Origin of the sequence: Luteibacter rhizovicinus DSM 16549 (genome assembly GCF_001887595.1) — a bacterium.
GTDB classification, from domain to species: Bacteria; Pseudomonadota; Gammaproteobacteria; order Xanthomonadales; family Rhodanobacteraceae; genus Luteibacter; species Luteibacter rhizovicinus.
In genome coordinates, this window is record NZ_CP017480.1 from 3,288,197 (window position 1) to 3,311,831 (window position 23,635).

Annotated in this window: 21 protein-coding genes and 1 riboswitch; of the genes, 12 read left to right on the forward strand and 9 right to left on the reverse strand. The window is 64.1% G+C overall.

Annotated elements, in window-relative coordinates:
• Nucleotides 1-73 precede the first annotated feature (73 nt).
• From BJI69_RS15085 to BJI69_RS15110, 6 genes are all read left to right on the forward strand, one after another.
• Entirely contained in the window at nt 74-703 is a 630-nt protein-coding gene (locus BJI69_RS15085) for a class I SAM-dependent methyltransferase (RefSeq protein WP_046967123.1), read from the forward strand.
• Nucleotides 704-842: 139 nt separating this feature from the next.
• Complete coding sequence (locus tag BJI69_RS15090) at nt 843-1,625, forward strand: flavin reductase (protein WP_244890689.1); 783 nt, start codon at nt 843-845, stop codon at nt 1,623-1,625.
• Between the two features lie 420 nt (nt 1,626-2,045).
• Nucleotides 2,046-2,297, forward strand: coding sequence for a hypothetical protein (locus BJI69_RS22350; RefSeq protein ID WP_125903073.1), 252 nt, complete (start codon nt 2,046-2,048; stop codon nt 2,295-2,297).
• A gap of 83 nt (nt 2,298-2,380) precedes the next feature.
• Nucleotides 2,381-3,127 carry an EAL domain-containing protein gene (locus tag BJI69_RS15100; protein WP_046967126.1) on the forward strand — a complete coding sequence of 249 codons (747 nt, stop codon included), beginning with the start codon at nt 2,381-2,383 and terminating at the stop codon, nt 3,125-3,127.
• 59 nt (nt 3,128-3,186) lie between these two features.
• Nucleotides 3,187-3,603, forward strand: coding sequence for a heavy metal-responsive transcriptional regulator (locus BJI69_RS15105; RefSeq protein ID WP_046967127.1), 417 nt, complete (start codon nt 3,187-3,189; stop codon nt 3,601-3,603).
• Nucleotides 3,600-5,924, forward strand: a complete 2,325-nt coding sequence (locus BJI69_RS15110; protein WP_046967128.1) for a heavy metal translocating P-type ATPase — start codon at nt 3,600-3,602, stop codon at nt 5,922-5,924. Before BJI69_RS15105 ends, BJI69_RS15110 begins: the two co-directional genes overlap by 4 nt.
• 110 nt (nt 5,925-6,034) lie before the next feature.
• On the opposite strand, the gene BJI69_RS15115 is transcribed toward BJI69_RS15110, so the two are convergent.
• From BJI69_RS15115 to gcvP, 4 genes are all read right to left on the reverse strand, one after another.
• Entirely contained in the window at nt 6,035-8,428 is a 2,394-nt protein-coding gene (locus BJI69_RS15115; protein ID WP_046967129.1) for a GH92 family glycosyl hydrolase, read from the reverse strand.
• Between the two features lie 119 nt (nt 8,429-8,547).
• The gene (locus BJI69_RS15120; RefSeq protein ID WP_046967130.1) at nt 8,548-9,426 is read right to left on the reverse strand and encodes a bestrophin family protein; all 879 of its coding nucleotides are present in this window, start codon (nt 9,424-9,426) and stop codon (nt 8,548-8,550) included.
• Complete coding sequence (locus BJI69_RS15125; protein ID WP_046967131.1) at nt 9,423-10,094, reverse strand: carbonic anhydrase; 672 nt, start codon at nt 10,092-10,094, stop codon at nt 9,423-9,425. The genes BJI69_RS15120 and BJI69_RS15125 overlap by 4 nt, the downstream gene beginning before the upstream one ends.
• Nucleotides 10,095-10,357: 263 nt before the next feature.
• Nucleotides 10,358-13,228 (reverse strand): aminomethyl-transferring glycine dehydrogenase, encoded by a 2,871-nt coding sequence (gene gcvP, locus BJI69_RS15130; protein ID WP_071924993.1) that lies wholly within the window; start codon nt 13,226-13,228, stop codon nt 10,358-10,360.
• A gap of 41 nt (nt 13,229-13,269) precedes the next feature.
• A riboswitch (glycine riboswitch) is annotated at nt 13,270-13,365 on the reverse strand.
• Nucleotides 13,366-13,734: 369 nt separating this feature from the next.
• Between gcvP and BJI69_RS15135 the strand changes: the two genes are divergently transcribed.
• Complete coding sequence (locus BJI69_RS15135; RefSeq protein WP_046967133.1) at nt 13,735-15,708, forward strand: RICIN domain-containing protein; 1,974 nt, start codon at nt 13,735-13,737, stop codon at nt 15,706-15,708.
• Between the two features lie 275 nt (nt 15,709-15,983).
• Complete coding sequence (locus tag BJI69_RS15140) at nt 15,984-16,559, forward strand: hypothetical protein (RefSeq protein WP_125903074.1); 576 nt, start codon at nt 15,984-15,986, stop codon at nt 16,557-16,559.
• A 53-nt stretch (nt 16,560-16,612) separates the two neighbouring features.
• Here the strand turns inward: BJI69_RS15140 and BJI69_RS15145 are convergent, their stop codons facing one another.
• On the reverse strand, nt 16,613-17,437 hold the full coding sequence (locus tag BJI69_RS15145) for an SDR family oxidoreductase (protein WP_046967135.1): 825 nt from the start codon (nt 17,435-17,437) through the stop codon (nt 16,613-16,615).
• A gap of 96 nt (nt 17,438-17,533) precedes the next feature.
• Between BJI69_RS15145 and BJI69_RS15150 the strand changes: the two genes are divergently transcribed.
• Entirely contained in the window at nt 17,534-18,439 is a 906-nt protein-coding gene (locus BJI69_RS15150; protein ID WP_046967136.1) for a LysR family transcriptional regulator, read from the forward strand.
• Nucleotides 18,440-18,522: 83 nt separating this feature from the next.
• Here the strand turns inward: BJI69_RS15150 and BJI69_RS15155 are convergent, their stop codons facing one another.
• Nucleotides 18,523-19,254, reverse strand: a complete 732-nt coding sequence (locus tag BJI69_RS15155; RefSeq protein ID WP_046967137.1) for an SDR family oxidoreductase — start codon at nt 19,252-19,254, stop codon at nt 18,523-18,525.
• A 90-nt stretch (nt 19,255-19,344) separates the two neighbouring features.
• Between BJI69_RS15155 and BJI69_RS15160 the strand changes: the two genes are divergently transcribed.
• The 3 genes from BJI69_RS15160 to BJI69_RS15170 all read left to right on the forward strand — a co-directional run bounded on the left by BJI69_RS15160 (nt 19,345) and on the right by BJI69_RS15170 (nt 21,489).
• A complete protein-coding gene (locus BJI69_RS15160; protein WP_071924994.1) occupies nt 19,345-19,977 on the forward strand; it encodes a TetR/AcrR family transcriptional regulator in 633 nt (210 codons plus the stop codon).
• Nucleotides 19,978-20,041: 64 nt separating this feature from the next.
• Nucleotides 20,042-20,821, forward strand: coding sequence for an SDR family NAD(P)-dependent oxidoreductase (locus BJI69_RS15165; protein WP_046967139.1), 780 nt, complete (start codon nt 20,042-20,044; stop codon nt 20,819-20,821).
• Between the two features lie 17 nt (nt 20,822-20,838).
• Nucleotides 20,839-21,489 carry a TetR/AcrR family transcriptional regulator gene (locus tag BJI69_RS15170; protein WP_052767107.1) on the forward strand — a complete coding sequence of 217 codons (651 nt, stop codon included), beginning with the start codon at nt 20,839-20,841 and terminating at the stop codon, nt 21,487-21,489.
• On the opposite strand, the gene BJI69_RS15175 is transcribed toward BJI69_RS15170, so the two are convergent.
• Genes BJI69_RS15175 through BJI69_RS22355 form a run of 3 tightly spaced genes read right to left on the reverse strand, consistent with a single transcriptional unit; the run spans nt 21,486 to nt 23,473 of the window.
• Nucleotides 21,486-21,866: a VOC family protein gene (locus BJI69_RS15175; protein WP_046967140.1), complete on the reverse strand. Its 381-nt coding sequence runs from the start codon at nt 21,864-21,866 to the stop codon at nt 21,486-21,488. The two genes, BJI69_RS15170 and BJI69_RS15175, sit on opposite strands and share 4 nt — an antisense overlap.
• Nucleotides 21,867-21,905: 39 nt before the next feature.
• Nucleotides 21,906-22,964 carry an alpha/beta hydrolase gene (locus BJI69_RS15180; RefSeq protein WP_244465240.1) on the reverse strand — a complete coding sequence of 353 codons (1,059 nt, stop codon included), beginning with the start codon at nt 22,962-22,964 and terminating at the stop codon, nt 21,906-21,908.
• Nucleotides 22,961-23,473: a hypothetical protein gene (locus tag BJI69_RS22355; RefSeq protein ID WP_046979398.1), complete on the reverse strand. Its 513-nt coding sequence runs from the start codon at nt 23,471-23,473 to the stop codon at nt 22,961-22,963. Before BJI69_RS22355 ends, BJI69_RS15180 begins: the two co-directional genes overlap by 4 nt.
• Between the last annotated feature and the right edge of the window lie 162 nt (nt 23,474-23,635).

A 23,635-nucleotide genomic window follows, 5' to 3' on the forward strand; every position in this document is an offset into this window, starting at 1 on the left:
GCGGGGCTGCCTCCGTGCAACTTTCCATGCCCCCGCTGGCACCCACGGGTTTACCGAGGGAGAAGCGGGCGACATGCATACCGGGGAGCAATACCACGCCGTCATCCAGACCTCCCCGCGCGACCGGCAGGTACGCGAGCGCTTCCAGTCCATCGCGCTGGACCTGCTTCCCCAGGGCGCGGACGTGCTGGATTTCGGTGCGGGAACCGGTATCGACGCCAAGGTATTCGCCGCCCACGGCCATCGGACCTTCGTTTACGAGCCGTCCGATGCCATGAAAGGCTACCTGGCGCAGCACTGCCAGGACGAGATCGCCCGCGACGCCGTGACCACGGTGTCCTTGCCGTTGACCTGCAAGGTCCACGGGGTCACGGCGAACTTCGCGGTCCTCAATCACATCCCGGAGCAGGCGGCGCTCTTCGAAGATCTCGCTGCCGTGGTCCAGCCGGGTGGCTTCGTCCTGGCCAGCATGCTCAATCCGTTCTACCTGGGCGATGCGCGCTATGCCTGGTGGCGGGCGAACCTCCTGAACCTGATTCGGGACGGCAGTTACGGCATTGCCAGTGAAAGCCGTATCCATCGTTTCACCCCGCGTGCGGTGACGCGCGCCGCCGCCCCTCACTTCCGGCTCGAACGCCTGGAGCCTCGAGGACTCGGATTGGCCACGCGGCTCTATATGTTCCTGCTCTTTCGGCGGGTGTGAGATGTGGAAGGACTGGGTAAGGCCCTTGGTGCGACCGCTGCCGCAGTGGGCGACGATCGCGCTCGCGTCACCGCAGCAGGTGGTCACCGCGACCCTGCGCTGGGATAGCTCATCGGCCGACGTCACCGTCGACCATACCGTGGCCTCGCTCAATCCGCTGGTCATCGCGACGAGTGTCGATGCGGGCCAGCATCCCGTTCTCGAATACCGCGACAACGAGAGCGGGAAACTTCTGGGTGCGCTCCATCTGGTCAGGGACGCTTCGGATATCGGGGCGACGTCGCTCGCGTTTTATCGCGTGGCATCCGGTGATCACCACTGCCTCAGCGTGCCGCGGCGTTCATGGAATGCCTGGCTGCAGAACCGGATGATGCGAAAGAACCGCTCGTCGAATGGCCTGAACACGGATCCCGTGGCGGTCCAGCAGTTGATGATCGCCTACCTGTGCCCGAAGCCGGTGGTGCTGGTCTCCGTGAACACGGACGGCCACCAGAACATCTTCCCGATGGATCTGATCGGACCGCTCGACCGCCGTGGCTATTTTTCGCTCGCGCTGCGCACGACTAACGTTTCCGTACCGATCCTGCGCGAAGCCCGCCGGGTTGCCCTGTCCCATGTTCCCGCAACGATGAAGCAAGTCGTCTACCGTCTCAGCGAGCATCACAAACAGGCACTTACCGACTGGAGCGCGCTACCGTTTGCTGTTCGGTCGTCACGGGAGTTCGGCATCCCGGTCGTGGCCGAGGCGCGGCGTGTTCAGGAGCTGACGATCGTGCATAGCCAGGAGATCGGTTTGCACACATTTTTCGTCTGTCGCGTCGTGTCCGATGAGACGGGCGTGCACGTTGCACAACTGCACCATACGGCTGGCTTTCACCAGGCGCATCGGCTCCGGCGACGCGTGCCGTTTGCCGAGGTCTAGAGGATAAGGACGACTTCTGCGTCTGCCGTCCCGCCGACGTGCAGAGATTTTCACATGACGTGTGGGACATCACATTCATGAACGCGCTCACCACCTGCTAACCCTTTCCGCCCGGTACCGTCACGCCAGCGCCGGCCTAATCCGGACTGGCGTGCACACATGTGTGCGCCTCCGACGAGGGCAAATCCATGGTTGATTCCACAAGCGAAACGGTTCCGGGCGAACTCCCGCTCCAGCCCGACCCCCAGCCCAACCAGCCGGACACTGACCCCGGTGAACCTGATCCGGGTTCCCGGGAGTTTCCGGAAGAGCCGGGTCCCGACCAGGTGGGTCAGCGAGACCCCGACAACGGTGTTGAGCGTTGATGTTGGCAGTAAGGGACCCGGCGTATCCGGTTCTTTTAGGCCGCAGGGGGATAACGTGCACGGCGCGGTAATCTGGTATCACCCGGACTTACGCTGCGCTCTCATTGAGCGCATTGGGGGTCTGACCCTGGGCACGCTCGACAAGGGCAGGCTCGACCTCTTCCACAGTGTCTGGGGAGATCTCGCATCCACCGGTCTGAAGACGTTGACCAACAGGTCGACAGGTCGCGACGTGGTGTTTACGGTTGAAGCTGTGGCGCTCTCAGAAGACCAGGCGAACGAACTACTGGGACTGCAACAGAGCTGACCGACGTTCACACCAGTGTTCGCTGTCCCGTTTAGTCTACTGTCAGGCTGCCGTTACCGGTGGAGTCACAGGGGAAGGGCACGATGGGTAGCCGGCTTGCGTGCGGTGCATGTCGCGATGGTGGGGAGTTTGAGAAGTCCATCACCATGGCTTTCCAGCCCATCGTCGATGTGAATGCGCGATCGGTCTTTGCCCATGAGGCGCTGGTGCGCGGTGCCGACGGTGCGTCAGCGCAGGATGTGCTCGCTGCGGTCAGCCCTGGAAACCAGTATGCCTTTGACCAGGCCTGCCGCGTGCGGGCGCTCGAATGTGCCGTTGAGGCGAAGCTTCCCGCATTGCTTTCCATCAACTTCCTGCCGAACGCCGTCTACAACCCCGAGCACTGCCTGCGGGCGACCCTGGCGGCCGCGGAACGTGTCGGTTGGCCCTTGGCCCATATCATCTTCGAAGTGACCGAACACGAAGCCATTTCCGACCCTGCTCACCTGCTCAGCATCCTGCGGACCTACCGTGCACGCGGGTTCCAGACCGCCATTGATGATTTTGGGGCAGGCTACGCCGGGTTGAACCTGCTCGCGGACTTTCAGCCCGACCTGCTGAAACTGGACATCGGTCTCATCCGAGGCATCGACGGGGACAGGGTTCGCCAGCGTATCGTCCACCACATGACAAGCCTCTGCGCGGACCTCGGTGTCCGCGTCATCGGTGAAGGGGTGGAGACGGCTGGGGAATCCTCCGCGCTGCGGGACATAGGGGTAGTGCTCCAGCAGGGCTACCACTTTGCCCAGCCATCGACGGGTGCTGCGGTCGTTCCCGAATTTCAGCGCTGACCTGGCCCAGTCGACGGCCTATTGACTCTAGACCTAGATCAAGGGTCTAGACTTGTCCCATGACGACTCAATCCTCCCTCACCATCGGCCGCATCGCGCAGTCCGCGGGCGTTGCCATCGATACCATCCGGTTCTACGAGCGGGAAGGGCTGCTGCCTGCCCCGCGACGCCGGCCCTCGGGTTACCGCGAATACGACCAGGCCACGGTCTCCCGCCTGCGCTTCATCCGACGGGCGAAGGATCTCGGTTTCACGCTCGATGAGATTCGTGAACTGCTAGCCCTCTCCGCGGACCGGCATGTCGGCGTGGAAGGGGTGCGTGAACGCGCCGCGGCGCGCTTGCTCGCCATCGACGAGCGCATCGCCGAACTGCAGCGCGTCCGCGACGGCCTGTCGGAGCTCGTCGAAGCCTGCCCGGGTCATGGCGCGCCGGAAGACTGCCCGATCCTCAAAGCACTGGCGGAGCCGAACACATGACGCACGCCTGTTGTTCCCACGACGCGGTTGCCGACGTGGCGACCGTGATCGATCCCGTATGCGGCATGACCGTGGATCCGGCCAAGACCCAACACCACGCCTCCCATCATGGCCACGATCATCACTTCTGCAGCGCGCGCTGCCGGGAGCGCTTCGTGGCGTCACCGGAGGCGTTCCTCAAACCCAAGACGCCTGAAGCACCGATGCCGGCTGGGACGATCTACACCTGCCCGATGCACCCGGAAGTCCGCCAGGAAGGCCCCGGCTCATGCCCGAAGTGCGGCATGGCACTCGAACCCGCCATGCCCTCGCTCGAGGACGACGACGGCGAGGTCATCGCGCTCGGTGGCCGCCTGGTTACGCTTGTCGCGCTGACGCTGCCCGTCTTCCTGATTGCGATGGTCCCGCATGTGACCGGGCAGATGTGGCGTCAGCCGTGGGCGGCCGGTCTTGGTTGGGTAGAAGCCCTGCTCGCGAGCGTCGTGGTGCTGTGGGGCGGTGCGCCGTTCTTCGCGCGCGGCTGGCGTTCGCTGCTGCCCTGGTCGCCGAACATGTACACGCTGATCGCGCTCGGCACCGGCGTGGCGTGGTTGTACAGCGCGGTGGCGTTTGCCTTACCGGGCCTCTTTCCGCCGGCCATGCGCGACATGCACGGGCAAGTAGCCGTCTATTTCGAATCGGCGGCGGTGATCGTCACGTTGGTGACGCTCGGCGACTTCCTCGAGTTGCGCGCACGTCGCCAGACAGGTGAGGCCTTGCGCGGGCTTTTGGGCCTCGTGCCGACGACGGCGCGACGCATCGGCCGAGACGGAAACGAAGAAGACATTCCCCTGGAATCGCTACACGTTGGCGACCACCTGCGCGTCCGCCCCGGCGAAAAGGTTCCGGCCGATGGCAGCGTGATCGATGGCGAAAGCTATGTCGACGAGTCCATGCTGACCGGCGAGCCGGTGCCGGTGGTCAAGAAGGTGCACGACAAGGTGACCGGTGGCACGCAGAACCAGCATGGCGCGTTGGTGATTCGCGTCGACCATGTCGGCCAGGACACCGTGCTCTCGCGCATCGTGGCGCTGGTGGCTGAAGCGCAGCGTTCCCGTGCGCCGTTACAGCGCGTGGCCGATCGCGTGGCAGCCTGGTTCGTGCCTGCCGTCGTCATCGCAGCGGCACTCGCCTTCGCTGTGTGGTGGATCGTCGGGCCGACACCCGCGCTGACGCATGCCCTGGTCGCTGCCGTTTCGGTGCTGATCATCGCCTGTCCCTGCGCGCTGGGCCTGGCGACACCGATGTCGATCATGGTGGCCAGCGGTCGTGGCGCCCAGGCGGGGGTTCTGTTCCGCGATGCTTCCGCGATCGAGACACTTCGCGAGGTGGATACGTTGGTCTTCGACAAGACCGGTACGCTTACCGAGGGCAAGCCGACCCTGGTCGATTTGCACGTCTTCGGTCGCGAGCGTGCCGAGGTGTTGGCGCTTGCGGCGTCGATCGAACGACCAAGCGAGCATCCGCTGGCCGCAGCGATCGTGTCGGCCGCGGAAGGCGAGGGCCTCTCGATTCCGGCGGTGACAGGGTTTCAGGCGGTGGTCGGCCGTGGTGTCAGTGGTCGCGTCGACGGCCACGATGTTGCGCTGGGCAACGTCGACCTCATGGACGATGAGCGCGTGGATATTGCGGCGGGTCGTGAGATCGCCGACAAGGCGCGAACCAAGGGCGCGACGGCGATGTTCATGGCGATCGATGGCCGACTCGCCGCTGTGCTTGCAATGGCGGATGCCGTGAAGCCCTCGACGAAGCCGGCGCTCGATGCCCTGCATGCCGCCGGCGTGACGCTGATCATGCTGACCGGCGACAACGAGGCGACGGCGAAAGCGGTAGCGTCGTCGCTGCCCATCGACGAGGTGCACGCGAGTGCCTCGCCCGAGGACAAGGCGAATATCGTCAAGGCACTGAAGGCGCGTGGCTTGAAGGTCGCCATGGCCGGTGATGGCGTCAATGACGCGCCCGCGGTGGCCGTTGCGGATATCGGCATCGGAATGGGTAATGGCAGTGACATCGCCATCCAGAATGCGTCGGTCACCTTGTTGAAGGGCGACCTCGCGGGGATCGCGCGTGCGCGTGCGCTGTCGGAAGCAACGGTGAAGAACATCCGGCAGAACCTGTTCTTTGCGTTTATTTACAACGCAGTCGGCGTGCCGCTGGCGGCGGGTGTGTTGTATCCGCTGTTCGGGATCACGCTGTCGCCGATGATCGCGGCCGTGGCGATGAGTCTGAGTTCGGTGTCGGTCGTTGGGAATGCGCTGCGGCTGCGCCGTATAACGATTTAACCAGCAGGTCGCGACTGACCCACTGTTGTAGGAGCCGATTTATCGGCGATGGGTGCTAGCCGCAAGCACCCATTCGCCGATAAATCGGCTCCTACCAAGAGCGCGATCGGCTACTTCTTATCGAACGAGGGCGGGGCGTCGGATGGCTTCGTCGCCCAGGCCTTGTTCGGCTTATCCGACAGATCGAACTCCAGCTTGCCGCCCTTCAGCGCGAACGACTCCGGCAGCCACGACTTCGTGGTCGCCTTGCCATCGACCTTCAACGCCGTGACATACGGCTTGCCCATGCCAGCGTTCGGCGCTTCGATCACGACATCGCCATCCGGACGGTGAACGGTTGCCTTCGTAAACAACGGGCTGCCGACCACCATCTCGGCGCGGCCGGGAATCGACGGATACACACCCAGCGCAGCGAACACGTACCACGAGGACATCTCACCGAGATCGTCGTTACCCGGGATGCCGTTGGGCGCATTCACCCAGATCGTGTCGAGCACGCGACGCACCAGTTCCTGGGTCTTCCACGGCTGGCCGGCGAAGTTGTAGAGCCACGGCGTGCCGATCGACGGCTCGTTATCCAACTCCGCATGCAGCGGGCCGGACTTGGTGACGGCGAAGGTGCCATCGGGCTGGTAGAAAAACGCATCGAGGCGCTTGCGCGCTTTGTCGCGTCCACCCATGGCGTCGAACAAGCCGCCGACGTTGAACGGCACCATCCACACGTACTGCGCGGCGCTGCCTTCGACGAACCCATCTTCAGTCGAGGGCGAGAAGGCGTGCGGAGCTTCTTTGTCGTCGTCCTTGATCAGTGCCCAGGTGCCGTCCGCGTTGCGGTTGCGGATGTAGCCGCCCTCGGGCGTCGCCTTCGGGTCGAACAGATTGCGCCAGTACTGCGCACGGCCGAGGAAGCGCTGCGAGGTGGCGGTGTCGCCAAGGCGACCCGCCAGCGCGCTGATGCCGAACTCGGCAGCGACCGTTTCCAGGGTGTCGGCAGCCGGGCCCCAGGCGGGCGCACCGACGGGGATGTAATGCAGCTTGAGCCAGGCATCCAGGCCGGGACGCTGGCCGACGCATTCGACTTCACAGCCGTCGTGCGAGAGGTCCAGTGAGGTGGGGTTGTCCGCCGCATGGACGAGCGAGGCGAGGGCGCCCTTCGCGTCGAAATCGCGGCCACCGAAGGCGTAGATGCCCGCAATCGCCGCAGCGGCGGGATCGCCGTTCATCACGTGCGTGCCGCCGTTGTTGTGTGTCCAGCGATCCCACACGCCGTTGTTCTGCTGAGCCTGGTTGTAGAGGCTCTGCGCGATGTCGCTCGCGGTTTTCGGCTCGAGCCAGGCGACCATCGGCAGCTGGGAACGATAGACGTCCCAGCCGGAGAAGTTCGCGTACTGGGCCTTCTGGCCGCCGGCGACCTTGTGCACCTTGTTGTCGAAGCCGGTGTATTCCCCGTTGACGTCGCTGAACACGTTGGGCGTCATCAGCGAGTGGTAGAGCGCGGTGTAGAACACCGTGCGCTGGTCGGGCGTGCCGCCTTCGATGTCGATGTGCGAGAGGCGCGCATTCCAGGCATCGACGGCTTTGTCGCGTAGCGCTTCGAATGTCGTTCCCCTGGGATTCTCCGCGTCGAGGTTGGCCTGTGCATTCGCCGTGCTGACGTAGGAGATACCGACGCGGGCATTGACCGTACGCGTGCCCTTGGCAAACCCGACCCACGCACCCGAGCCCTTGCCCGTGTCCGGGAAGCCCTTTTCGCCGTATCCCGTGCCGCCCTCGGCTTGCTTGCCACCCTTGGTGACGGTCGTGTCCTGCCAGGTGCCGGTGGTGGCGAAGGGCTGGTCGAACTCGATCACGTAGTGGACGGTGTAGTAGCTGCGCCGATCCGCTTCGTTGATGTAACCGCAGAAATTACCGCTGGTGACGTCGCCGCTGATGCGCTGGTGCGCGGCATCGATGGTGACGGTCGCCTTTTCCGAGCCCGATTCGGAATCCGAGGCACGAACCAGCACGTTGACCGGCTTGCCGGCGGGGAAGGCGAAGCGTGCCGCGCCCGAATGCAGGGCGGCGGTGAGGTCGGTGGTGACACCGTTGTCGAGGGTCACGTGGTAATGGCCGGCCTTGGCAACTTCGTTTGCGTGCGTGAACTTCGACGCATACGCGTGGCGGAAGTCCGTCGACGGCGACGTCGTCACGTCGTCGGTGATCGGCATGATCGGGACATCGCCCGAACCACCGGCGCATCCCCAGCCTTCGACATTGGTCAGGCTGAAACCACGGATCGCATCGGCGCGGTATTCGTAACCACCCGGCGCGGCGATGGGCGATTTCTTGCCCGGCAGCGGCGAGGCCTCTGGCGAGAACTGCAACATACCGAACGGAACGACGGCGCCGGGGAACACGTTCCCCCCGTTGGCCGTGCCGATCAGCGGATTGACGAGGTCGGCGGGGCCGGAAGCGGCGACCACTGCCGCGGGCAGCAGGGCGGCGGCAAGGACGAACGGGTGCATCGCGCGCAAGGGCAGATCTCCGTGGGACCGGTATTTATATCGATTGAAATCCGATTTGGAGTCGCGGTCGTGTGCCAACGGTCATGGGTGCGCTGCACCATGCCGGGGCGCGGCGGGTGTTACCAGAGAATCCCGTCGACCGGCTTGGCCGGCTCCAGCCCATGTGTTTCGCCCAGCGCATCGCGCAGGTCGATCTCGATGCCGCGGGTGAGCGTGGTCAGCGGGACGTCGTCTTCGAGGTTCTCGAAGGGGTTCTGCATATCGTTGCCGATCTGCAGCAGGGCGAGAAAGAGAAAGCCGGCGACCGTGGAGCCCAGCGGCGTGTAAACCCCGAGCGTCTCGACCAGGCCGAGCGGCAGCAGGATGCAGAAGCCGTGGGTGAAAATAGCGGGGTAGGTCGCGTACTGCTGGGGCAGCGGCGTGTTCTTGATCCGCTCCATGCCACCCTGGGCGTTGGAGATGTCGGACAGGGTGCGCGCCAGGGCCGTCAGCAGGATCGGATCGGGCTTCGCCTCGGCGATGAGCGTGCCGGTGCGGGCGTGGATGGCGTTGGGGACGTTGGTGACGGCACGTAACCGTTCCACGTCGTCGGCCGGCAGACGCGCGGACAGTTCGTCCCAGGGCGATTGTCGACGCAGGTGCAGCCGCAAGGCATGCACGTAGGCGATCTGCCGGTGGACCACGGCAATACCGCTGGCACGCTCGGGCAGCATGGCCAGCGCCTCACGGGCGAGCGTGCGCGAGGCGTTGACCATGGCACCCCATAGCGTGCGCGCCTCCCACCAGCGCGCGTACGCGGTGGTGTTGCGGAAGCTCAGGTAGACGGCCACGGCCGAGCCGAGCAACGTGAGCGGCAGGGCGGGAAACTCGGCGGTCCATCGCGGGTGCATCACGTACCAGAAGGCGGTCACGGCCACATCCCACGCGAGCAACCAGATCAGCGGCTTGCCCACATAACGCAGGATGTGTCCGAGATGCGCGCGACCGGGAAGGATCACGCCTTGTGCTCTCGCTTGATCGCTTCGGCCAGGGGGATGAAGTTGCTGGTCGCCTCATCGAGCACGGTGATCTTGCCGTCACCGATGTCGTAGACCCAGCCGAGCAGGTTGATCGCGTCGTTGGCCAACGCTGCCGCGACGGCGGGATGCGAGCGCAGGTGGGTCAGCTGGAGGCGAACGTTCTCCTCGATCAACGCGTGCATGGCGTCGGCGCCCTCGAGCTTGCGCGCGAACACGGCGCTCTTGGCCGCCTGCGCATTGCGCAGCCAGGCTTCGACCGTGGGCAGGTCCTTGGTCGACTCCGGATTGAGCAGGCCCTTCATGGCGCCGCAGTCGGTATGACCGCAGACCACGACATGCCGCACTCCGAGCACCATCACGGCGAACTCGACCACGGCGGACACACCACCGAGCATCTCGCCGTAGCCCGGCACGATATTGCCGATGTTGCGGCAGACGAAGAGCTCGCCCGGCTGTGTCTGGGTGATCATCTCCGGCACCACACGGGAGTCCGCGCAGGTGATGAAGAGGGTGTGCGGCGCCTGGCCCTCGGCCAGTTCGCTGAACAGCTTGCGGTTTTCCGGCTCGGGGAAAATCTTGTGGCTGAAGTCCTCGACGCCCTGGAGCAGGCCGAGGAGGCTGTCGTCGCGTGGGGTTTCCTGGGTCATATGCGTTGCCTTGGAAAATCTAGGCGAACAGTTTATGACAATAAAGTGGTGTGGGAGCCGCTTCAGCGGCGAAAAGCCAACGGAGCGGCTTAGCAGCATGCTTCCCATGGCATGGTAGGAGCCGCTTCAGCGGCGATCCCGCGGCAGCGGGCCGGGGTGCCGCGAGCACCCAATCGCCGATGAATCGGCTCCCACAAGAAGCGGTTCCCCACAAAAGAAAAAGGGCCGGCCAGGTTTCCCTGGCCGGCCCTTGATGCCGAGGCTCAGGCCTCGACATCTTCCTTATAGGCATCGATCGGGATGCAGGCGCACATCACGTTCTTGTCGCCGTAGACGTTGTCCACGCGGGACACCGGCGGCCAGTACTTGGAGAGCCGGAGCGAAGGCAGCGGGAAGGCGGCCAGTTCGCGCGGGTAGGCGTGGGTCCACTCCGTGCCGATGACCATGGTGGCCGTGTGCGGTGCGTTGCGCAGCGGGTTGTCTTCGCGGTCCAGGCGACCGTCTTCCACCGCACGGATTTCGTCGCGGATCTGGATCATGGCGTCGATGAAGCGATCCAGCTCGTGCTGCGATTCGCTCTCGGTCGGCTCGACCATCAGCGTGCCGGCGACCGGGAAGCTCAGGGTCGGGGCGTGGAAGCCGAAGTCGATCAGGCGCTTGGCAACGTCTTCCGCACCGACGCCAGTGGCGTCCTTGAGCGGACGCAGGTCGAGGATGCACTCGTGCGCGACCAGGCCGTTACGACCCGTGTAGAGCGTGTCGTAATGCGGCGCCAGGCGCTTGGCGATGTAGTTGGCGTTGAGCAGGGCCACCTGGGTCGCCTTGCGCAGGCCTTCGGTGCCCATCAGCGTGATGTACATCCAGGAGATCGGCAGGATCGAGGCCGAGCCGAAGCTGGCGGCGCTGACCATGCCGACATCGCCTTCACCGCCGAACGTGCGCGGCAGGAAGGGAGCGAGGTGCGACTTGACCGCGCACGGACCGACGCCCGGGCCGCCACCGCCATGAGGAATGCAGAAGGTCTTGTGCAGGTTGAGGTGCGAGACGTCCGAACCCCACTTGCCCGGTTTGGCGACGCCGACCAGCGCGTTCATGTTCGCGCCATCCGTGTACACCTGGCCGCCGTGCTTGTGCACGATGTCGCAGATGGCGACCACGTCTTCCTCGAACACGCCGTGCGTGGACGGGTAGGTGATCATGATCGCGGCGAGCCGATCCGAGTACTTCTCGGCCTTCTCGCGGATGTCGTCGACGTCGACGTTGCCGTTGGCATCGCAGCGCGTGACGACGACGGTCATGCCGCACATCTGGGCCGACGCCGGGTTGGTGCCGTGAGCCGATTCCGGGATCAGGCAGATATCGCGATGGCCTTCGTTGCGCGAGCGGTGATACGCGCGGATCGCCAGCAGACCGGCGTATTCGCCCTGTGCGCCGGAGTTCGGCTGCAGGCTGACGGAGTCGTAGCCCGTGCACTCGACCAGCATCGCTTCCAGCTCGTCGATGAGCTGCTTGTAGCCCTGCGCCTGGTTGGCCGGCGCGAGCGGATGGATGTTGGCAAACTCCGGCCACGTCACCGGGATCATCTCGGCGGTGGCGTTGAGCTTCATGGTGCAGGAGCCCAGCGGGATCATCGTGCGATCGAGCGCGAGGTCCTTGTCGGCGAGGCCACGCAGGTAGCGAAGCAGTTCATGCTCGCTGTGGTGCGTGTTGAACACGGGATGCTGCAGGAAGTCGATATCGCGGAGCAGGCCCGACGGCAGGGCATCGGCGGTCGCGGCATCGAGCGCGTCGATGTCGTTCGCGTCTGCGCCGAAGACGCCGGCCAGCGTGGCGATGTCCGCACGCGTGGTGGTTTCGTCCAGGCTGATGCCGACGCTCGAGGCGTCGATCGCGCGCAGGTTGACGCTGGCGGCGGCGGCCTTCGCGTGAATGGTCTTGGCGTCGATGCCGGTCACGTGCAGCGTATCGAAGTAGTCATGGCCAACGGTCACGCCCGCCTTGCCGAGTGCCCCGGCGAGAATGGCGGTGAGGCGATGCGTGCGACGCGCGATACGGGCCAGACCTTCCGGACCGTGATACACGGCGTACATGCTGGCCATGACCGCAAGCAGGACCTGCGCGGTACAGATGTTGGACGTGGCCTTCTCGCGGCGGATGTGCTGCTCGCGGGTCTGCAGGGTGAGACGGTAAGCCGCCTTGCCTTCGGTATCGACGGAGACGCCGATCAGGCGGCCCGGCATCGAGCGCTTGTACGCATCGCGGCAGGCGAGGTAAGCAGCATGCGGGCCGCCGAAGCCGTACGGCACGCCGAAACGCTGCGTGTTACCGACGACGATATCCGCGCCCCAGCTGCCCGGCGAAGCGATCAGGGTGAGGGCCAGCAGGTCGGTCGCGACGCAGACGATGCCGCCGCGCGCGTGGGTCGCGTCGGCCAGCGCCTTGTAGTTGTTGATGCGGCCGAAGGTGTTCGGGTACTGCAGCAGCACGCCGAAGCTGTCGACGGTGGCGCCTTCGGCGTCATCACCGATATGCAGCTCGATGCCGATGCCGTCGGCGCGGGTGCGCAGCACTTCCAGGGTCTGCGGATGGACGTCCTTCGAGACGAAGAACACGTTGGACTTCGACTTGGCCGAACGCTTGGCCAGCGTCATCGCCTCGGCAGCCGCGGTGGCTTCATCGAGCAGCGAGGCGTTGGAAATGTCCATGCCGGTCAGGTCGGCGACCATGGTCTGGAAGTTGATCAGCGCTTCCATGCGGCCCTGCGAGATCTCCGCCTGGTACGGCGTATACGCCGTGTACCACGCCGGGTTCTCGAGCACATTGCGCAGGATGACGTTCGGCGTCAGCGTGCCGTAGTAGCCCTGGCCGATGAAGCTGCGGAAGACGGTGTTGCGGTCGGCGATGGCGCGGATCTTGGCCAGCGCTTCCTCCTCGGTCACCGCGGCAGGCAGGGCGAGCGGGGCGGGCGACTTGATCGAGCCGGGGACGATGGCGTCGGTCAGCGCGTCGAGCGTGTCGTGGCCGACGACGCTGAGCATCTCGGCGATCTCGGCATCGTTCGGACCGATGTGGCGTTCGATGAACGCGCCATGGTTCTCGAGCTCACGCAGCGAAGGAGAGTTTTTCTGGCTCATGACTTGGAGGCATCCGAAAGAACGTGCCGTGCCGGCACGTGGGGCGCCCCTCTGTCCTTTTGCCTGAGAGTTTGGAGGCGGGTAGGCCTCTTGCACCTTCGGCGCCGGATTCAACCGGTCTCTCCAGAGTGATGAAGCACGCCGGTGGTCATGGGGGCCTGAGCGATTACGGGCGTTGCGCCTTCGGCAGCGGGTCCTTCCGCTTCTCCCACCGGGTGTTACTGCCCCGGATTATACAGTGGGTCGGGCGGCGTGGGTCGCGTGGAGTGCGGCGCCCTCCGAGCCCAGTCGAATGCCGCTTTAAGGGGCGGACTCCCGCGCGTCGCGACCTAGGCCGATTCCCGGCAGGCCTGTAGGCGAATGGTGATCCTCTGCGAACGTCAGCGAACAGGCGAAAAAATCCCCGATCCACAATGCATGGTCCGTGTCAGGGAAGGACGGCCGCGTCGTGGCTGGCACGGTCAAGCGGGTTACCGTCGATCCCGGACTAGACAAGGAGGTCCTTCATGAAAACTCTCGACGTTTCCCGCCGCGCGCTTGCAATAACCCTAGGCGCGGTCCTACTCGCCTGCGCGGCTCCCACTGTCATCGCGGCACCCAGTACCGCTGAAAAACCCGTCAAGGCGCTCCTCACCTTTGGTGACCCATCGCATATCGACCATGCGGGTGACCTGCTGGCCGGTCTTCCGAAGGCTGCCGTCCTTGCTGGTGGTTCCCTTCCCGCCGACCAGTTGAAACGCTACGCATTGCCCTCCGCCGGCGCCGTCGCCGTCGTCGCCGCACGTGACATCGCGTCGCTCGGGGAGAGCCGGGCGGTGCTCATGAGGCTGTTCAACGCCGGGGTGCCCGTCTTTGTCTGCGCCGATGACGCGCACGGCTCGGATGTCGCAGGACTGTTCGGCATGTCTCCTGAGACGGGCGATGCCATGTTCGTGCGTCAGGCGAACGGCGAGGTTGCCCTGCTGGACAGCGCCAGCGGCGAGCAGCACTGGAATCCGCGCTGGTCGCAGGCGATGGCTGCTTCGGTGAGCAGCCTTCGGGAAGACAACACACCCGAATTCGCTGGCCTCGACGACACGTCAACCCAGGACGCCGCCAAAGGGGCGGGTGAACCCATCTACACGTTCCACGAAGGACTGATCGAGACCGGTACTGACGAGATCACCGGCCGGGCGACCATCCAGGTGATCCGTTCGGCCAGCAAGAACGGCGACGACAAGGAAATCAGCGTGCGTGCGTGGTCGACGATAACGCCCAAGGGGGTGGGCGTCGTCACACACCAACGCGGCAGGCGAGGGGTCCCGACCAAGGTCACAGCCACCTTGCCCTGGGTCTATCGCGCGAGCCACAGAGTTGTGGCGGACGGCGCCCAGGCACAGATGGTCCACAGCCTTCCTGGGAGCATGGGGTCGACGGGAACGAGGATGGACTACGAGAAGGTAGGGCGGCGGGGCTACACCATCGGAGGAGGGATGGGCGCCCACGTGTCGGCTAGCGGCAAGCCCAGCGCAGCTCTGGCGGCAAAGCTACGTTTCAACCTCTCGTTTAGTTACACCAGGGAAAGTACGGAGACCATCAGGTACTCGTTCCTGGATTATTCGCTGTTCGCCCGGACCGTCGACGGCGGCAAGCGGATGCTTTGGGAAGCACCTATCGCCCCCCACCTGAAGGATGCCTTGGTCGAGAACAGCAGGAAAAAAAAATTCAATGGCAAGAACATGACGCCAATGATGTTCAGTGGTTCCCTGGACACTTGGTCGGTATGGAAGTTGCCGGGTGACTACGAGGGCAAGGTCACCGTGGCGATCGAGGCGGGATACGACCGCAATGAGCGCCTCGCCTCATGGGTTAAGCCGCGCCGCGGTTATTTCGAGGAGACGAAAACCATCAAGGCAGGAAAGAGCTACGTTTTCGACCTTTCGCATCCCTTCCTCACCCGGGAGATCACCGTGTTGATCCGCTCCGCCGCCGGCGACGGCGGATGCCTAACGCAGACCGAAGGCAAGATCTCGGTCGCCTCCTGCGACCCGTCGAACCGGTCGCAGATGTGGGGCCTGGATAGCGAGAGCCGCTATGTCAATCGGGCCACAAAGCAATGCCTCACCGCCGATACCGAGGATGCCTTGTTGCGTATGTCGTCATGTACGCTCGCGAACAGCCAGCGCTGGGAATGGCGAGCCGACCGGCTGCATAGCGGTTATGACGATGGCCGACATCGCCTTTACGTCGAGTTGGGCAAGGTGCGCTTCCACGTGCCGCCCGGCCGTTTCGAGGATGTACCGGTGAATCCGCATAACGCGGTCCTTTCCCCCTGGTCGGGCTATCCGCGGGCCCCGTTGGCAGGCGAGCTGATTCCCGCGCCCCACGGCGTGAACGCAGGTTCGGTGCCGTCAAGCTGGGCGTCCACGTACCGTGCCATCAGTCCTGAGCAGCGTTGGGATGTCATCGTGCTGCGCGCAGGGCTGGCGCCTAATCTATAGACCAGGCGGGGAGCTGCCGAAAGGCAGCTCCCCCTTAATCGTCGGAGTCTTGCCGCTTCACTATGCGGGTTCGGCACGCTGGGTAAGCGAAATGCATGGATGAAGGCAAGGACAATGCGTCATGGCTTGTAGGCGATAGGAAGGGTTCGGCGAGTAAGCGTGCCCAAGCCGGCACTAACGTCGAAACCGGACTACGAACAAGGAGGTCCGATCCCATGAAAATATCCGCTCCCCCCTGTAAGCCGCTCCGTTTCGCTGTGGTGGCACTTCTGGCGATGTCCTCTCCGGCACATGCGTCGTCGACCGAACAGCCAGCCATCACGGCCGTTGTCTCGTTCGGTGATCCATTCGTCCAATGGCCACTCGATCGTTCGTCGCCTTCGGCGTCAGCCGTTCCAGTGATCCGCCCAGGTGACGCCGACCGCCTCTCGCCCGAAACGTCGAGGCACCTGCTGACCATGGTCGATGCCAGGTCGCTACCGCTGGCGCGCAACGAAGCCAGGATACTCTCTCGCCTGTTTGCCCAGGGATCCCCGGTCTTCGTGCGCATGGATAGCCCGACGCCCGACGACCTTGTCCACGTGACCGCTGCGTTCGGTATTGCGCCAACCACGGGTGATGCGATCCTCCGCAAGGATGGCGAGGCCATCGCGGTATTCGCTTCGTCGCCGGAGAGCAGCGCGGATGTGACAGCTCTGCCCAATTACCCCGCCGCGCCGCGACAGGGTATCGATCACGTCGTCGGTAGGGCGGGAACGCGACCCGTGGTCGTGGGGCCGGAATATGCGGGCACTCCCGCCGTCTCCGACGACCAGCGCTGGCGCATCGAGGTGTTGCGCCAGGGCCTGTAGCATGGGCACGTGAGTACGGCTTCCCCCCGTATCGCGGCGGGGAAGCCATTGGGCTAGGCGCGGAACTGCTCGCGCATGAAATGCATATAGGCATCTTCCGATGTTTCCCGCCGCGAATGAATCAGCGGACGGATATCGTCCGTGGCCACATAGCGCAGGCGATCGGTTCCGTCGGTCGTTGCCTCGAAGATCACCTTGGCGACATCTTCGGAGGTGGCGTGGCGGCTGGCGCGTAAACCCTCGAACACCTTCCCCGTGGCCGCCACGAAGGCTTCGTAGCCCACCGGTACGGACGCGCTGCCGAACTCGTCCGACGAGCGTGCGCCGAACCGCGTGTCCAGGACGCCGCCAGGCTCGACGATCTTTACGGCGATGCCTTGCGAGGCCAGCTCGTAAGACAAGGACTCGGAAAAGCCTTCCAGGGCGAACTTGCTCGCGTTATACAGCGAGATCATCGGCAGGCCGAAGACACCTGCACCGGAGCTCACGTTCACGACGGTCCCTCGTTGACGCGCGCGGAAATGGGCCAGGATGGCGCGCGTGACATCCATGACGCCGAATACATTGACGTCGAACTGTTCCTGGATCTTTTCGCGGCTGGCGCCTTCGAAAATGCCGAACAGGCCGAAGCCGGCATTGTTCACCACCGCATCGATCGCGCCGAAGCGGGTAATGCCTTCGGCAATGGCGCCGTCGATACTCGCGAGGTCCTGCACATCCAGGCGCGTGACCAGGATATTGGGGTGGGCGGCAAGGTCGGTGCCGGCGGCTGGGTCGCGCATAGTGGCGACAACCTGCCAGCCATTCGTGGCGAAGTGGACGGCGGCGGCCTTGCCAAAGCCGGTCGAGGCGCCGGTAATGAGGACGGTCTGGGTCATGAGCGTTTCCAATGGATGACCCACGACAAACTAGTTGCGCACGGCCGTACTAACAATCAGGCTTATCCGGGACGTATCGATGCGGGAATTCGCACAATGCACAAGGCCGGCCTGATCGAATTACAGGCGGTGCTCGCCGTGGCGACGCACCAGAGCTTTCGCCGTGCGGCTGTTGCCGTGGGTATGTCGCCCTCGGCATTGAGTCATGCCGTGGCCGCCCTGGAACAACGCATGGGCGTGCGCCTGTTCAATCGTACGACGCGCAGCGTGTCGCTGTCCGAAGCAGGCGAGCAGTTCGTTTCCCGCATCCGGCCCGCCCTTGGCGAGATATCCGCCGCGATGGAAGCCGCCAACGCTTTCCGCGACAGCCCGACCGGGACCTTGCGCATCAATACTTCCGAAGGCGCGGCATCGATGATCCTCGAGCCGATGCTGTTCGAGTACGTACGTCGTTATCCCGAGATGCGGCTGGATGTCGTCACTGAGGGTCGCTTCGTCGATATCGTCGGCGAAGGTTTCGATGCCGGCGTACGCATCGCGGGGGATGTGCCACAGGACATGGTTGGCGTGCGCTGCACAGGGCGCCTGCGCTTCATCGTTGTCGGCTCGCCTGCGTACTTCGAGAACCGACGTAAGCCGAAAGTCCCTGAGGATCTTCTGGAGCACACCTGCATTCGCAGTCGTTTGCCCAGCGGCACGTGGTACCGCTGGGAATTCGAAAAGCGCGGGCAGGAGCGACGCATCGATGTTGACGGTCCCCTGGGACTCGACAGTCATCACCTGATGGTCGCGGCAGCCCTGGATGGCATGGGATTGATATGGACCAGCGAGTGGAACGTCGCCCCTTATCTCGCGGACGGCCGCCTCGTGGCTGTGCTCGAAGACTGGTGCCCGTATTTCGATGGCTTGAATGTTTATTACCCGGTGCACCGGCACATGTCGGCAGGGCTCCGGGCATTCATCGATCTCGTGCGCGAAAAGGCGGAAGGGGCCGCACCTTGATTGGCCTTAGACAAGGCGCGGATGTGGTTTGTCGTGAGTTCGCGCTTTCGCTCCTTGCGTCGTCCGTCGCCGTCTCTCGGTATTTACCAGGGATCCACGCCTTCGGTGCTGGTGAACCCACCCGTGGGGCTATCCGGGAGCAGGGCGATGCGCACCGTCTCGGCGGCACCCTCCTCGATGGTCTGATGACCGCTGTGTCCGTTGAGATCGGTAGCGGTGTAACCCGGGTTCACGGCATTCACCTTGATGCCCAGATCCTTGAGTTCCGCTGCTAGCAGCACCGTGAACATGTTCAAGGCTGCTTTCGAACTGTTGTACCCGGTGATCTTCACCGCTGCGTAATCCCAATCCGGATCCGCGTTCAACGTAAGCGAACCCAGGCCGCTGGATACATTGACGATGCGCCCGGCGGCGGACTTCTTCACCAGTGGCAGCAGTGCCTGGGTGACGGCGATCGTGCCGAAGAAGTTCGTTTCGAAGGTCTGCCGAACGACATCGAGGTCGGTCACGCCGGGCAGGCCATCGCCTTGGACGGCGATGCCTGCATTGTTGACGAGCACATCGATGTGGCCTTCGTTGGCTTCGATATCGGTGGCCGTTGCCTTCAGTGACGCGCTGTCGGAAAGATCGACAGCGACGTAGCGCACGTCGATGCCTTCGTTTTGCAGGGTCTTGGCGGCGTCGACGCCACGTGCGTGGTCGCGGGCTCCGAGCAGGATCCGGTAGCCGGCCTTGCCGAGTTGACGTGCGACTTCCAGGCCAATGCCCTTGTTGGCGCCCGTGATCAAGGCGATTCGGCGATCTGCTGCATTCATGGCGTTTCCTTCGATGTTGGGTTTGGAATGGCGCTGTGCTCGGCGGTCTGTTCTAAGATATGAATCATCCTTCGGTTTTTACATTCGCATATGCCCGTCGTTCCCTCGGAAGCGCTCAAGGCCCGTAAAACCCCACGCCAGGCGCGTTCATCGGCCACGATGGCGGCGATTCACGAGGCGACCTTTCAGGTTTTGCTGTCCGATGGCATCGGCCGGCTCACGACGACGCGTGTGGCGGAACGGGCAGGGGTGTCCGTTGGCACGATGTACCAGTACTTCCCGCACAAGCAGGCGCTGCTCTACGCGGTGCTGGACGAGTACCTGGAGCACGTCGTCGTGGCCGTGGAAGAGGCATGCCTTCGTTTCGAGGGCGCACGCCTGGCGGAGATGTCCGATGGCCTCACCCAGGCCTATCTCGATGCCAAGCTGCGCCATATGCCGGCGTCGCTCGCCCTCTACGCGGTCGCCGCCGAACTGGACACGGCAGCGCTGGTGGCCGATGTGGTGAGGCGGGTCGATCAATGCATCGAGCGCCTCCTCCAGAGCGCCTCTGACGCTGCCTTCGACGACCTCGGCAAGGTGACGTTCGCCCTGCGGACGATGCTCGTCGGCACGGTCCGGGCGGGGCTGGAGAACGATGCATCGCCCGCGGCCCTGGCGATGCTGCGCACCCAGCTGCCGATCATGTGCCGCGCTTACCTGGCCACCGTCTCGCGCCAGTAAGGGCACTTGCTAAATGACCAGCGGTCATTTACGTTATGACCACTGGTCATTTCGGAGGTGTTCCATGGCATCGAACGGTTGGGCGCTGGTCACCGGCGCATCGAGTGGGCTGGGGCGGGATTTCGCGCATGCGCTGGCCCAGCAAGGCAGCAACGTCGTTCTGGCAGCGCGCCGTGCCGAACCCATGGAGCGATTGGCCGATGATCTGCGCTCGCGTTACGGCGTGCAGGCACGTGTCGTGCCGCTGGATCTCTCAGCCGATGGCGCGGCTGCTGCATTGAAGCTACGCCTCGACGGCGAGGGCATCCTCGTCGACACGCTGATCAATAACGCCGGTCATGGCATCACGGCGGAATTCCTGGAGGCGCCGATCGAGCGGATCAACGCGATGCTTCGCCTCAACGTGCTGGGCCTCACCGACCTGACCCATGTGTTTGCCAACGACATGGCCCGGCGTGGTGGCGGCAAAGTGATGCTCGTGGCCAGTGTTGCGGCTTTCCAGCCTTGTCCTCATTTCGCCGCCTACGCCGCCAGCAAGGCCTACGTCCTGTCGCTGGGCGAGGCGCTGCATACCGAGCTCAAATCGCGGAACGTGGTGGTGACGGTGCTCTCGCCAGGCGTCACCGAGACATCGTTTTTCGATGCCGCGGGCGAGGCTCCCAACGCGGCGATGAAGCGGATGATGATGAAGTCGCGCCCGGTGGTCGACATTGGCCTGGCTGCGATGGCGGCAGGCAAATCGGCGGTCATAGCGGGCCGCATCAATCGCGTGATGGCCTTCCTGTCACGGCTGTTCTCGCGACAGCAGCTCTCGCGTATCACCTATAGAATGGCCACCACCTGATGATGGATTGAGCGTGCATGGTTCGATACGCCCTGGCGGCCGAGGATAAGGAAGCGCGTCGTGACGCGATCCTGGCGGCCGCACGCACGCTGTTCCTGCGCGATCCGGAAAAGTTGCCTTCCGCGGCGGCCATCGCGACGGAAGCGGGGCTGGCGAAGGGTACGGTGTACCTGTACTTCGCGACCAAGGAGGAGATCTTCATGGATCTCCTTCACGTCGAGCGCGTGGCGATGATGACGCGCATCCGCGAGGCGTTCGCGCCGGACGGGCGGTCGGTGGACGAGAAGGTCACGGCGTTTCTCGCTGCTTACGTCGCACACGTCGCTGGGCAGCCCGACATCCTCAAGCTCGAATCGCTGGGCTACAGCGTGCTGGAGCGAAATATCGAGCAGGACCGGCTGCGCACCTATAAGCAGGAGCTCGGCGCGGCGCTGGTCGGTGCGGGCACGGTGGTCGAGGCGGCGCTGGGCCTGACTGAAGGCGAGGGCGCGCGCGTGCTCGTCCACAGTTACGCGCTGACGCAGGGGCTGTGGCAGGCGCTCGACATCCCACCCGATTGCCTGGCGATGATGGGCGATGCGGCGTTGGCATTTACCAGCCTGGACTTTGCCACGGAGCTTAAGGTGTCGCTGGATCGTTATTGGCGCGGCTTGCTCAACCAGGCTTAGTCCCAGCGATTGGCGTTCCCGGGAAAGTCGGCGCGTTGGGCGCGCACGACACAGAAGCGCTGACCGGTGGGCGCCTGCATCACCACCCACCGCTCCAGCCTTTCGGCGACGACGGCGCCGAGTTTCTCCAGGCGAGCGACTTCGGCGGGAATGTCGTCCGTCTCGATATCCAGGTGAACGCGGCTCCCGTGGCTGACACGCTGCACTTGCACGATGGGCTCCTCGGGCGGCGAGGTCAGCATGCGGTAGTTGTCCTCGGACCCTGGATGTTCGAGGTCGACCGGACGCCCCAGCGCGTCGGCCCAGAAACGGGCTGCCTGGTCGACATCCCCGGTGTTGCAGTCGATCAATACCGCGCAAAGCCTTGAATGATGCATGGCGATCTCCGGTTGGACGGCTACCCCGAATATAGGCGTTTAGCCGGCAGGAAGCATGCCGATGGACTGCATCCATTTTTCCGCGAGCTGGGGCCATGCGCCGATGGGCATATCTTTCTTGCGCAGGGCGAAGGCGTGGCCACCGGTGGCGTAGAGATGCATCTCGACCGGCACGCCGTGTTCTTTCAGTGCGAGGAAATACGTCACCGAGTTGCGAACGTTGTCGACGGGATCGTCTTCGGCTTGTACCAGGAACGTTGGTGGTGTCTTAGCCGTTATATGTAGCGTGGGATTGAGAACGACACCTTTTCCCTCCCACAGGCGGCCAGGATAGAGGGCCATGGCGAAGTCGGGCCGGGCGCTCAGTGTGTCGGCTTCATCGACCGGTGCGTAATTCTTGCCACTGGCGTTACTCACGTCCGCCACCATGTTGCCGCCGGCCGAGAAGCCGATCACTCCTACCTTGTGGGGATCGACGTGCAGGCTCGATGCTTGTTGGCGGATCAGCCGGATGGCTCGCTGGGCGTCCTGCAGGGCCATGTGGACCGTCGGCTCCCTTCGGCAGTCGCACGAACCATCCCATTGCGGGCCAGAGTTCGGAACGCGGTATTTGAGAAGAACGCAGGTGATGCCCTTGCTGGTCAACCAGTCGCAGATCTCGGTGCCTTCCCCGTCCATGGCGAGGACCCTGAATCCGCCACCTGGAAACACGACGACGGTCGTGCCGGTGCTTGGCCCCCGGGCTGGAACGACGGTCATGGTCGGTCGCGTGACGTTCTCGATCGTGGCCCCGTTCTTGACCGATTCCGGTCCGGTGACGGGTGGCCGTGCGATCACCTGGCCTTCGGGCCAGAGCGGGACCTGGGTGAGTGGAGCAGGGGGCTGCCACGTTGCTGGCGCAGTGGCCGAGGCTTGCGAGTCCTGTGGGGATGCACTTGCGGCCATGCTCGCGAAACATAGGGCCGCGATCAGCCCGGCCTGACGCCACGTGTGATTCATCGACTTGGTCCTCTCCTGAGAGTGGCCCAAGTTATCCACGATAAAGGGCAGGGATGTGGCGATAAGCTGGCGCCGAAACTGCTGATCGCCGTGCGTCAATATCCATTGACTTCGATCGTCAGGATCCTTGGGTCGTTCTGTGCATTGCCTGGTTGCAGGTCCATCGTGATGTCCTGGCCACGATGGCTCGATCCGTAGCTGAAATCGACATGGATGTGGTCCAGCTGCACGGAGGGCGCGAATCGTGTGGCCGGGGACAGGCACTCGATGATGCGCATGGCGTTGACTCCGGCGAACTCCGTGGAGCTGTATTTCATCAACGACGCGCACGCGACCTTCCCGGGGTCATAGTTTCCGTGGTTACAGCTTTTTCCGATAAGCCCCAGACCTGCGCTCGTGGACCGGGCGAACCAGGAAGTCTGGAGTTCGATCTTGCGCTCATCATGCGGTTTGACTGAGGTGACGAACGCCTTCAATGGCGCACAGATGGGGTCGGCTTTGGGACCGGCTGTTCCGCATGCAGGCGAGAGGGCGGCGCCGAAGGCTACGGCCCCAAGCAAGATGCGTGTGCGCTGCTTGGCAACACTTGCCGAGACGCTTTCCATCATTCTCAGGGTCTCAGGCGATCGGCAACGAACGCGCCTGGAACGGCCCCCAGGCAACATAGTGGTGCTGCCAGCCCATTAAGTCCCCACGCCTTCGCGATATGGAAACCTGCTTCTCGCAGCCCGGCGGGAACAAGAACTACCAGGGCAAAGGCGGCCAGAATG